This window comes from Methylobacterium frigidaeris (assembly GCF_022179185.1).
Classification (GTDB): Bacteria; Pseudomonadota; Alphaproteobacteria; order Rhizobiales; family Beijerinckiaceae; genus Methylobacterium; species Methylobacterium frigidaeris.
In genome coordinates, this window is sequence record NZ_BPQJ01000089.1 from 1 (window position 1) to 11,646 (window position 11,646).

Genomic DNA, 11,646 nt, shown 5'->3' on the forward strand with positions numbered 1-11,646 from the left:
TCCCTCATCACGACACTCACGACAAAGCCCGCCAGGCTTCACGCCTGGCGGGCTTCGTTGCGTTCAGGCCCCCTCGCCTCCCGAAACGGGGGCCTTGGCCCCCACACTCCGCTCAAGCTCAGCGAAAGCCGTAGAGCATTGCCGGGTTATCGACGAGGATGCGCCGCCGCGCGGCTTCGCTCGGGGCCCACTCGGCCAGTAGGTCGAACAGGCCGGCATCGTCCGGCATGTGCTTCTCGCCACGGTGAGGCCAGTCGCTGCCCCAGACCATGCGCTCCGGCGCCGCCTTCGCGAAGAGCCTGGCGACCTCGGTCGCGTCCGCGTAGCCCGGCGGGCCGCTCGTGGTGTTGAGGTAGGCGCCCGACAGCTTCATCCAGGTCCGACCACCGTCGAGCAGCTTCCGGACGACCGGGACGGCGCGATGGTTCAGCCCCTGCCCGGGCAGGAGGCGGGCGAGGTGGTCGAGGACGAGCGGGGTCGGCAGGCGCGCCAGTACGTCGGCGAGGTCGGCGATCTGGTCGCCGGTCATGTAGACCTGGACGTGCCAGCCGAGGGGCTGGACCTTCCGGGCCATCGCCTCCAGACGCTCCGCATTGGTGGCGCCCCAGGATTGCGGCGTCACGAAATTCACCCGGATGCCGACCGCGCCCTGGGCAGCCATCGCCTTCAGCTCGGCCTCCGTCACGTCGAGGTCGACGACCACGACGGCGCGGGCCAAGGCGCCGAGCTGCGCCACCCCGTCGAGGGTGGCGCGGTTGTCGATGCCGTAGGTCGATGGGGTGACGACGACCGTGCGGCTCGTCCCGATCCGCTTCTGGAACAGGCGATAGGCCACGACGTCGCTGTCGACGACCGGCTGGCCTTTCCAGTGCGGCGAGGCAGGGAAGCGCGTCGAGAAGATGTGGATGTGCGAGTCGCAGGCGTTCGGCGGTACCTCGGTCTTCGGCGGCTCGGTGCCAGTGGAGAACGGGACGGCGCCTTGCGCGACCGCGGGATGGCCCGGCAGCCCCGTGGCAGCGGCAGCGCCGATCGCGGCCGCCCGCAGAATATCGCGCCGCGACAGGTCGAAGGTGCTCAAGCGATGTCCTCCCGATGTCGATGATGAGGCCGCGCTCAGAAGCCGTAGAGGCAGGCCGGGTTCGAGACGAGGATCTTGGCCTGTACGGCCGGATCGGGCGCCCAGTCCGCCAGGAGGTCGAGGAGGCCGGCGTCGTCGGGCTTGGCGTCGGCCGGTGCGGTCGGGTGCGGCCAGTCGGAGCCCCAGACCAGCCGCTCGGGCGCGAGCGCGACGTAGGCGCGGGCGAGCCGGCCACGATCGGAATAGGCCGGCGGGCCGGACTTCGACAGGATGTAGGCGCCGGTGAGCTTCACCCAGGCGCCGCGGGTCGCGATCAGGTCCCCGATCACCCGGAAGGCCGGATGGTCGGGCCCGGCCGGTTCGGGCAGGTGGCCCATATGGTCGAACACCACGGGAACCGGCAGGCGCGCCAGCACCTCGCGCAGCTCGACGATCCTGTCGCCCTCGGAGACGAGCTGGATGTGCCAGCCGAGATCGGCGATCTTGCGGGCGACCGGCTCCAGATCGGTGATCGGGGCGCCGCCGGGCAAGCGCGTGCCGAAGCGCACGCCGCGGATGCCGGCCTTGTCGAGGCGGCGCAGCTCGTCGGGGATGACGCTCGCATCGAGCATCGCGACGCCGCGGGCGCTCGGCCCGAAGGCCTTGAGCGCCTCGAGGAGCAGCCGGTTGTCGGTGCCGTAGGTCGAGGGCTGCACCACGACGTTGCGGGTGAGGCCGAGCCGGCGCTGCAGGGCCCGGTAGTCCTCGACGCTGGCATCCGGCGGCCGCAGGGTCGCGGCCGGCGCCGGCGGGAAGCGGGCATCGTAGATGTGGTGGTGGCAGTCCGTGGCGTTCGCCGGGACCTGGATCCGGGGCCGCTCCGTGCCGCCTGACCAGCGCACGGCCTGCGCCGCCGCAGGGCCGGTGGCACCGAGGCCGAGTCCGCCCGCCAGGAGCGCGAGGTGGCCGCGCCGCGTCATCTCGGTCATGGGTGTCCTCACGCGTGCGAGAAGAGGGCTTGGCCCGGAGCCGGCATCGGCACCGTCAGGATGCTGCCGGTGGCCGATTCGGTGATGAACAAGGTCCTCCGATCGGGCCCGCCATAGGCGACGTTGGTGGTCGATAGGCCGGCGGGGGACTTCACCCGCAGCAGCGGCTCGGCCACCGGCGACAGCCGCCAGATCGAGCCGAAACCCGTATGGGCGACGATCAGGCAGCCCTCCTCGTCGAGCGCGATGCCATCGGGTCCGCCCATCCCGCCATGGAGCTGCGCGAACACCCCGACCTTCGACACCAGCCCGCTGGTGCCGAGCGGGATGCGCCAGATCTGCTGCGCCCGGGTCACCGCGACGAACAGGTTCTTCGTCGCGGTGTCGACCACGATGCCGTTCGGACTCGGCACGGTGTCGATCAGGCAAGTCAGCTCGCCGGAGGGCCGCAGGCGGTAGACGCGCCCGGTCGGGTCCTGCAGGCCGGTCTGGCCCTGGTCGGTGAAGTAGAGGTCGCCGTTTCCCGCGAAGGTGAGGTCGTTGACGCCCCGGAACCCCTCCGAGCCGGCAGTCTCCAGGAACGGCGTCACCGTCCCTTCATCGGGATCGAGCAGCATGATCCCGTGCTTGTAGCAGGTGATGAAGATCCGCCCGTCGCGGTGGATCTTCAGCCCGTTCGGCCAGCCATCATACTCGGCGACCAGGTCCCAGCTCCCGTCCGGCGTGATCCGGAAGATCCGGCCGTGCGGAATGTCGGTGACGTAGAGCCGGCCCTGCCGGTCGAAGACCGGCCCCTCCAGGAAGGAATCGATCGCCTCGCCGCCGCGGTTGGCATTGGCCCAGGCGCTGGGCTTGGGCGTGCGGTAGCGGTCCGGCAGGCGGGTGAAGATCTCGGCCGTCACGGCCGGCGGGGGAGCGAAGAACATCGGGAGCCTCCGACGGGGTTGGCGATCGCGCGGTCAGGCCGCCACCGCCTGCGCCTGCACGGCGCGGGCGTGGGAGCGGCTGATCACCAGCACGCAAACGGCGGCGGCGACGTCGAGGAGCGCCACCGGGAGCAGGCCGAGGGCGAAGCTGCCGGTCGCCGTCTTCACCAGGCCGACGATGTTCACCATCAGGCCGCCGCCGATCAGGTTGGCGATCGCGTTGATGCCGGCGAGCCCCGCCGCGAGCGTCCCGGCCGAGAGCCAGCCCGCCGACAGCGCCCAGAACGGCCCCTTGAAGGCGTAGGCACCGACGAGCGCGAAGGTGACCGCCACGATCGTCATCGTGATGCCGGCCGCGAGGTTGAGGACGGCGAGGCCGATGCCGGCGAGCAGCAGCGGGATCGCGGTGTGCCAGGTGCGCTCGGCCCGGCGGTCCGAGTGGCGGCCCCACAGGATCATCAGCACCGTGGCGACGCCGTAGGGCACCGAGTTGACGAAGCCGGTCTGAAGGTTGGTGAGCCCGAACGACTTGATGATCTGCGGCTGCCACACCGACAGCGTGCTGCCGGTGGCCGAGGCCCCGGCGCAGACCAGCGCCATGGTGAGGAAGTACTTGTTGCGCGCGAGCCCCCACAGGGAGATGTGGCCGACCGGCGTCTTGCCCGCGGCTTCCGCGGCGAGTCGACCGACCAGCCAGTCGCGCTGCGCGGGAGCGAGCCAGGCGGCGTCCTTCGGCTTGTCGGTGAGCACGAACAGGCAGGCGACGCCGAGGAGCACGGTCGGCATGCCCTCCAGCACGAACAGCCACTGCCAGCCCCGGAGCCCGAACAGGCCGTCGAGCTCGAGCAGCGCGACCGAGAGCGGCGAGCCGAGAAAGGTCGCCAGCGGAATCGAGACCGTGAAGGTGGCGAGCACCCGCGCCCGGTACCGGCTCGGCAGCCAGTAGGTGAGATAGAGGATCGCGCCGGGGAAGAACCCGGCCTCGGCCGCGCCCAGGATGAAGCGCATGGCGTAGAGCGAGTAAGGCCCGGTCACCAGGGCCATCGCCATGGTGATCAGGCCCCAGGTGATCATGATCCGGGCGATCCAGCGCCGGGCGCCGATGCGCTGCAGCGCCAGGTTGCTCGGCACCTCGACGAGGAAGTACGAGACGAAGAACAGGCTCGCGGCGAAGCCGAACATCGCCGGCGTCAGCCCGAGGTCGTGGTTCATCTGCAGGGCGGCGAAGCCCACATTCACCCGGTCGAGCAGGGCGAAGAAGTAGCAGACCATCAGGAACGGCACGAGCCGGAGGATCACCCGGCGCATGGTGCTGGCCTCGATTTCGGCCTCAAGGGTCTGCGGGGTGTCTCCGGTGGCGTTCACGGTCGTCCTCCCTTGTCGTTGTCGTCCGGGCGAGCTCAGCGGCCTTCGCAGCCGGCCTTCTCAAGGGCGCGCTCGACCCAGGAGCGGTCGACGGTGCCGGCCTTGATCGCCGCCATGGTCTTGGCCTCGCCCTGCTGCTTGGCGTTCGCGGCGGCGTAGACCTCCTCGACCTGGTCGAAGGGCACGCAGACGACGCCGTCGTCGTCGCCCACAACGAGGTCGCCAGGCGCGATCACCATCCCGTCGAGGGCGATCGGCACGTTCATCTCGCCCGGCCCGTCCTTGTAGGGACCGCGATGGGTGATGCCGGCGGCGTAGACCGGCAGCGCATTGGTGCGGATCCAGCCGGAATCGCGCACGGCGCCGTTCAGGATCACGCCGGCGACGCCGATCGCCTGAGCGTGGGCCAGCATCAGCTCGCCCATCAGCGCGTTGGTGAGGTCGCCCCCGGCATCGACCACGAGGACGTCGCCCGGCTTGGCGCGGTTGAGGGCGGCGTGGATCATCAGGTTGTCGCCGGGCCGCGTCCGGACCGTGAGGGCGACGCCGCAGAGCACACCGCCGGCGTGCAGCGGGCGCAGGCGCGGCCCGCCATGGACCATGCGGCTCATCGAGTCGCTGATGTTGGCGACCGCGATGGCCTTGAACCGCTCGACCGTCGCGGCGTCGACCGTGCGGGTGCGGGGATGGATCTTGAAGCCGATGGGCATGGGAATGTTCCGGAGTTGAGAGTGCTTGCTTCGCTCGACGGATTCGACATCCACCGCGTCATTCCGGGCTCTGCTTCGGGGCTCCGGAATGACGATGGAGGGTGTGAGTTCCCCTGGCTGAGAACGGTCCCTGGACGGTCGCGGATCAGGACTGCGTCTTCGCCTTAAGCCCTGCCTTCTCGGACATGGCGTCCAGCGCCTCCTGGTAGGTGGCGGGCACGATGCCCTTGAAGTGGTCCTTGAGGCCGAGGCTCTCCTTCCAGCGCAGGCGCTGGGCGATGGCCCGGGCCATGATCGGCTCGACGCCGGAATCGGCGACCGCCTCGGCCGACATCTCCAGCTCCTCGGCCCGACGCTTGGCGTGGATGACGCCGGACGGGGTCAGGCTCTGCACCGTGTCCATCCAGGGCCGCGCCAGGGTCTTCGAGGCGGAGGCGAGCACGACCTCGTCGATGCCGTACTGACGGGCGGCGAGCAGCATCTCGTCGTGCAGCGCCTCGATGCCCTTGATGAGGACCGAGCGCAGGATCTTGATGCCGGACGCCGTGCCGAGCGCCGGGCCCATGAACGCGATCTGCATGCCCCAGGGCACCAGCAGGTCGCGGACGCGCTCCCCGGCCGGACCGCTCGACAGCATCCGCATGGAGTAGCCGTGGAGCGGCGTGCCCTCGATCGCGCCGTCGCCGAGGAGCGCGCCGGTGGCCGACAGCCGCTCGGCGACGCCCTGCTTCACCTTCGGGGTGGCCGAGGCGAAATCGACGAAGGTGTGGCGACCCGTCAGGACCGGTGCGAAGGCGTCGGCGCTCTCGAGGGAGGCAGCGCCGGGCGTCACGCTGACGATCAGGTCGGCGGCCTCGGCGAGGTCCGCGTTCGAGCGCACCAGGGTGACCCCGGCCTCCCGCGCCCGGGACTGGATCAGGTCGGCGTAAGGGCCGTCGAAGGCGTACTTGTCGTAGCAGGCGATGCTCTCGAGGCCGGCGCCGCGAAGGCCGGCCCCGAGAGTGCTGCCGATCTCGCCGTAGCCGACGAGACCGAACCGGAACTGCGTGCGCTCTGCCATGATGGGCTCCTGTGATGTCGGGGTCAGTGCGCCGCCTCGATGAGGCGGGGCGCGGGTTTCGTCGTGGTGAGGTGGTCGCGCAGGATCTCGACCGGGTGCGGCAGCCGCACGCCGTCGATGATCCTGGCCTGCGAGCGGCACGAGTAGCCGTCGGCGAGGAGGCGGCCGGTCCGGCCCTTCTCCGCCACGGGCTTTGCCCAGCTGAGGCCGTAGATGCGCTCGGAGGTCGCCCGGTTCTCGGCCTCGTGGCCGTAGGTGCCGGCCATGCCGCAGCACCCGGAGGGCAGCACCGCGAGGCTCAGGCCGACGGCCTGGAAGACGCTGGTCCAGGCAGCCAGGGCCGGCTGCGCCGTCGCCCGCTCGGTGCAGTGCGGCAGCAGCCAATAGGGCTCGCCCTCGGACGCAGCCGCGCCGCCGTCGGGGCGCCCGGCGAACCAGACGTCAGAGAGCCATTCCTGAACGAGCCGGACCCGCGGCAGGTCGCGCCCCGGCAGGGCCTGCCGGTATTCCGAACGGTAGGTCAGCGTCATCGACGGATCGAGGCCGATGAGGGCGGTTCCGGTCGCGGCGAGACGGCCCAGCTCCTCGGCGTTCCGGGCGGCGACCCGCTCGAACGGGCCGAGGAAGCCGTGGACGTGCAGCGGCTTGCCGTTCGGGCGGTAGGGTGCGAGCCAGGGCCGGATCCCGAGACCGATCAGCAGGTCGAGGAGCGCGAGGAGTACCGGCGTGTCGTAGTGGCTGGTGAAGGCGTCCTGCACTACGATCACGCTCGCCAGCCGCTCGGCGGGGGAGAGCCGCGCCAGCGCGTCCGCATCGGCCAATGCCACGCCGCGCCGCGCCATCTCCCGCCCGAGATCGATCCCGGACAAGGTCGGCGCGTGGACGAGCCCGACCGCCCTCCCCGCCCCGAGCCTCGTCGCGGCATTGACGATCCGCGGCGCCTTGGCGAGCCGGGGCGCCAGCGGCTCCAAGGCCGCGACGACGTGGTGGCGCAGGGGCCGCAGGTAGCGGCCGTGATAGAGTTCGAGGAACTTCGCCCGGAAGGTCGGGACGTCGACCTTGATCGGGCATTGTCCGGTGCACGACTTGCAGGCGAGGCAGCCCGCCATCGCCTCGTGCACGGCGTGGGAAAAGTCGTCGTCCCGCCGGCGCAGGGTCGCGGCGAGGCGGGCCGGAAGGCTGAGCCAGCCCGGACGGGCCCGCGAGGCCCGCGCCTCCGCCAGCGGGTCGCAGCCTTGCGCGGCGAGCCGGCGCAGCCACTCGCGCATCAGCTGGGCGCGGCCCTTCGGCGAGTGCCGGCGCTCCCGCGTGCCCTTCCAGGACGGGCACATCGCCTCGTCCGGATCCCAGCTGAAGCAGGCGCCGTTGCCGTTGCAGTGCAGCGCCTCGTCGTAGGCGGCCCGCATCTCGGCCGGGATCACGCGGTCGCGGCCGCCCTTGGTCGGCACGCCGTCGACCGTCAGGAGCGTGCCGCCCTCGGGGGCGGCGATCTTGCCCGGGTTGAACTGGTTCCTCGGGTCGAAGGCGGCCTTCACCGCCTGGAGCACCGGGTAGAGCGGGCCGAAGAACCGGGGCGAGAACTCGGAGCGCACGCCCTTGCCGTGCTCGCCCCAGAGGAGCCCGCCATATTTCTGCGTCAGCGCGACGACGTCCTCGGTGACCGCGCGCACCAGGGCTTCCGCCCCCGGCGCCTTCATGTCGATCGCCGGACGCACGTGGAGCACGCCGGCATCGACGTGGCCGAACATGCCGTAATCGAGGCCGCGCCGGTCGAGGGCGCCCCGGAACTCGGCGATGAAGTCGGCGAGGTTTTCGGGCGGGACGGCGGTGTCCTCGACGAAGGCGATCGGCCGCGCCTCGCCCTTCTGGTTGCCGAGGAGCCCGACCGCCTTCTTGCGCATGGTCCAGATCCGGTCGATCTCGGCCTCGCCCCGCGCGATCGTGTAGCCCCGCCGCCCGGCCTCCGGCCCGGCTGCGTCCAGGGACGCGGTGAGTCGGCCGAGCGCCGCTGCAACCTCGTCCTCCGAGTCGCCGACGAACTCGACGAGGTTGACGCCCCGCGCCCGCCCGTCCGCATCCTCGGGGAAGAAGGCGGCGACGCCCTCCCAGACGGGATCGCCCTGGGCGAGGGACAGGACCTTCGAATCGACCGTCTCGATCGACGCCGCCCCGAAGGCGACGAGTGCCCGCGCGTCACGCAAGGCCGCGTCGAAGCTGGCGTAGCGCAGGACGACCAGGACCGCGTGGCTCGGCAGCGGCAGGACGGCGAGGGTCGCTTCCGCGATGAGACCCAGGGTGCCTTCCGAGCCGCACAGGATCGCGTTGAGGTCGAACCGCCCGTCGGCGCGCCGGAGATGGGCGAGGTCGTAGCCGGTGAGGCAGCGGTTGAGGGCCGGGAAGCGCTCGGCGATGAGCGCGGCGTTCTCGCGCTGGAGCCGGTCGACCGCCCGGTGGATGGCGCCGGCCCGGCCGGGCCGGACTTTCGCCGCCGCGAGCCCGGCCGCGTCGAGGGGCTCGGAATGCCAGACCGTGCCGTCGGAGAGGATCGTGGTCAGCGCCAGCACGTGGTCGCGGGTCTTGCCATAGAGGCAGGAGCCCTGGCCGCAGGCGTCGGTCGAGATCATCCCGCCGATCGTGGCGCGGTTCGAGGTCGAGAGCTCGGGGGCGAAGAACAGCCCGTGAGGTTTGAGCGCCGCGTTGAGCTGGTCCTTGACCACCCCGGCCTCGACCCGGACCGTGCGGGCGACGGGATCGATCGCCAGGACGCGGTTCATGTGCCGCGACAGGTCGACCACGAGCCCGTCGGTGAGGGACTGGCCGTTGGTCCCGGTGCCGCCGCCGCGGGGCGCGATCCGGATTTCCGCGAAGCGCTCCTCCGCCAGCAGCGTGGCGATCCGCACGAGGTCGTCGCGCTCGCGCGGGAAGGCGACGGCCTGCGGCGTGAGCTGGTAGATCGAGTTGTCGGTCCCCAGCACGGTGCGGTCGGCCGGCGCCAGGGACAGGTCGCCGGAGAAACCCCGCGCCCGCAGCTCGGCGCAGAAGGCCGCGTGGAGCGACGCCGTCTCGGGCTCAGGAAGCAGGCGCGGGATCATGACGTCAGGCCGGGAGCGCGGCCGGGAGGTCGGCGCGGCGCACGCGCCGGCCGAAGGCGAGCATCAGGACGGCCCCGACCAGCAGGCAGAGGCCCACCGCGACGAGGGGCGCGGTGAATCCGCCCGAGAGATCGCGCACCAGGCCGATCATGTACGGCCCGGCGAAGCCGCCGAGATTGCCGATCGAGACGATCATGGCGATCCCGCCGGCGGCCGCGCGGCCGGTGAGGAAGCCCGACGGCACCGCCCAGAAGGTGGCGACGAAGGAGTTGATGCCCATGACGGCGACGCAGAGCGCCGCGATGGTGAGGAGTGGCGACGGGGTGAAGGCGCTCGCGAGCAGGGCGGCCGCGCCGACGAAGAGCGAGATCGCCGGGTAGATCGTCCGGTCGCTGCCGCGATCCGACATCCGGCCCCACACCACCATCGCGACCGCGCCGCAGATGTAGGGGATCGCCGTCACCACCCCGACGAGGGAGGTGGCGAGGCCGAGCTGCTTGATGATCTGCGGCAGCCACAGGCCGATGCCGAGCGAGCCGACAATGGCGCAGAAGTTGATGCAGGCGAGCATCAGCACGCGCCAGTTCCGCAGGGCCTGGGCGAGCGTCATCTTGTGCTTCTGCTCGATCGCCGCCTTCTCCGCCGCGAGCCGGGCGACGAGCGCGTCGCGCTCGGGCGCCGACAGCCATGCCGCCCTCTCGGGCCGGTCGGTCAGGACGAACAGGCAGGCGATGCCGAGGGCCACCGCCGGCAGCGCCTCGAGGATCAGGAGCCACTGCCAGCCCTTGAGGCCGAACCCCTCGAGCTGGATCAACGCACCGGAGATCGGCGAGCCGATGATGTTCGCGACCGGGATGCCGAGCAGGAACAGGGCGGTCGCCCGCGCCCGCACCGCGGAGGGGAACCACAGGCTGAGATACAGGAAGACGCCCGGCACGAACCCGGCCTCGCCGAGGCCGAGCAGGAAGCGCGCGATGCCGAACTGCACCGGGCCGGTGACGAAGGCGGTCGCCGCCGAGACCAGGCCCCAGGTGATCATGATCCGGGCGATCCACAGCCGGGCCCCGACGCGCATCATGATCAGGTTGCTGGGGATCTCGGCAATGAAGTAGCCGAAGAAGAACAGGCCGGCGCCGACGCCGAACGCGGTCGCCGAGAGGCCGATATCCTTGTTCATCGTCAGAGCGGCGAAGCCGACATTCACGCGGTCGAGGTAGCTGACCACGTAGCATACGAACAGGAACGGCAGGATGCGCCACATCATCTTGCGATGGAGGGCTGCCTCGTCGACCGAGGCCGGTGATGCGAATGCCGGCTGCCCCGGCCCTGTCCGCGTCATGGCGCTTGCTCCCTGAATTTTTGCAACGGCGTTTCATTTTCACTAGATGCGTCGGCCGGGCGGGTCAAGCGCGGAGCCTCCTGCGCGAATGCCGCAGGGGCGGGAGATCACCGCCCCGGTCCACCGTCCTGGCGGTTTGGCGGTGACGCGCGCCGCCGCTAAGGGAGGCACCTGCACCACCGGAACCGTGAGCGAGCGTGACGCGAATGCCGAAAGAGGCCCGACCGAGACCCAAGCTCGAAGGCGTCGCCTCGGCGGAGCGGGTGCTGACCGTCCTGACCGCGTTCCAGCGCGGCGACGACGCGCTCGAACTGACGGAGCTGGCCCGGCGCACGGAGCTCGTGAAGAGCACCATCATGCGGCTGTGCATCTCGCTCGAGAAGTTCGGCCTGATCGAGCGGCTGGACGACGGGCGCTATCGCCTGGGCGTCGAGGCGGCGCGGATCGGCTCGGTCTACCAGCAATCCTTCGCGCTGGAGGAGCGGGTGGTCCCGGTGCTGGAGCGCCTCGCCGCAGAATCCCTGGAGACGGCGTCGTTCTACATCCGCCGGGGCAACCAGCGGCTCTGCCTGTTCCGGGCCGATTCGCCCTACCCGTTGCGCATGAACGTGCGGCCGGGCGACATGCGGCCGATGGACCAGTCGGCGATCGCCCAGGTGCTGGCGACCTTCGGCGACCGGTCGGCCCGGCAGGCGGCGCCGGAGCTTCCGCTCTACACCTCGGGCATCACCGACCCGCACGTCGCATCCCTGGCGATGCCGGTCTTCGGCGCCGGAGGCAGGCTGATCGGAGCCCTCGCGCTGTCCGGCCCGTCCTCGCGCCTCACCGCCGAGCAGGCCGACACCCTCGCGCCGCGGCTGCGGGAGGCCGCCGAGCGCCTGTCGGCCGAGCTGGGAGCGCAGGTGTGACGAGCATTGCGAGGCCCGACGGCACGGTGATCGGGCGAGTCGTCGATGGCCGTCATGACGAGCCTGGTCCCACGAGTCTCAGCAAGCTGGGGCGTCCCCCTCGGGTCAAAACCCAATCAGCTTGACCGTTCGAGGGACTGCTTTCGATCGAGGCTGTGTGAAAACGCCCCGATCTGCTAAGCTTGCACCGATCTGAGGAG

General features: G+C 71.1%; 9 protein-coding genes. 1 reads left to right on the forward strand and 8 read right to left on the reverse strand.

Features of this window, described 5'->3' with window-relative positions; genetic code table 11:
• Positions 1-118: 118 nt before the first annotated feature.
• From MFF64_RS35725 to MFF64_RS35760, 8 genes are all read right to left on the reverse strand, one after another.
• Entirely contained in the window at positions 119-1,078 is a 960-nt protein-coding gene (locus MFF64_RS35725; RefSeq protein ID WP_099902487.1) for an amidohydrolase family protein, read from the reverse strand.
• A 35-nt stretch (positions 1,079-1,113) separates the two neighbouring features.
• Positions 1,114-2,046, reverse strand: a complete 933-nt coding sequence (locus MFF64_RS35730; RefSeq protein ID WP_099902489.1) for an amidohydrolase family protein — start codon at positions 2,044-2,046, stop codon at positions 1,114-1,116.
• A gap of 8 nt (positions 2,047-2,054) precedes the next feature.
• Complete coding sequence (locus MFF64_RS35735; protein WP_238193771.1) at positions 2,055-2,972, reverse strand: SMP-30/gluconolactonase/LRE family protein; 918 nt, start codon at positions 2,970-2,972, stop codon at positions 2,055-2,057.
• Between the two features lie 33 nt (positions 2,973-3,005).
• Positions 3,006-4,280, reverse strand: coding sequence for an MFS transporter (locus MFF64_RS35740; protein ID WP_099904740.1), 1,275 nt, complete (start codon positions 4,278-4,280; stop codon positions 3,006-3,008).
• Between the two features lie 92 nt (positions 4,281-4,372).
• The gene (locus MFF64_RS35745; protein ID WP_099904737.1) at positions 4,373-5,047 is read right to left on the reverse strand and encodes an RraA family protein; all 675 of its coding nucleotides are present in this window, start codon (positions 5,045-5,047) and stop codon (positions 4,373-4,375) included.
• 145 nt (positions 5,048-5,192) lie between these two features.
• Positions 5,193-6,107 (reverse strand): DUF1932 domain-containing protein, encoded by a 915-nt coding sequence (locus tag MFF64_RS35750; RefSeq protein ID WP_099904735.1) that lies wholly within the window; start codon positions 6,105-6,107, stop codon positions 5,193-5,195.
• A gap of 23 nt (positions 6,108-6,130) precedes the next feature.
• Positions 6,131-9,199 (reverse strand): D-2-hydroxyglutarate dehydrogenase YdiJ, encoded by a 3,069-nt coding sequence (gene ydiJ, locus MFF64_RS35755; RefSeq protein ID WP_238193772.1) that lies wholly within the window; start codon positions 9,197-9,199, stop codon positions 6,131-6,133.
• Between the two features lie 4 nt (positions 9,200-9,203).
• Complete coding sequence (locus tag MFF64_RS35760) at positions 9,204-10,538, reverse strand: MFS transporter (protein WP_099903007.1); 1,335 nt, start codon at positions 10,536-10,538, stop codon at positions 9,204-9,206.
• Between the two features lie 206 nt (positions 10,539-10,744).
• Between MFF64_RS35760 and MFF64_RS35765 the strand changes: the two genes are divergently transcribed.
• Positions 10,745-11,446 (forward strand): IclR family transcriptional regulator, encoded by a 702-nt coding sequence (locus tag MFF64_RS35765; RefSeq protein ID WP_099900626.1) that lies wholly within the window; start codon positions 10,745-10,747, stop codon positions 11,444-11,446.
• Positions 11,447-11,646 lie beyond the last annotated feature (200 nt).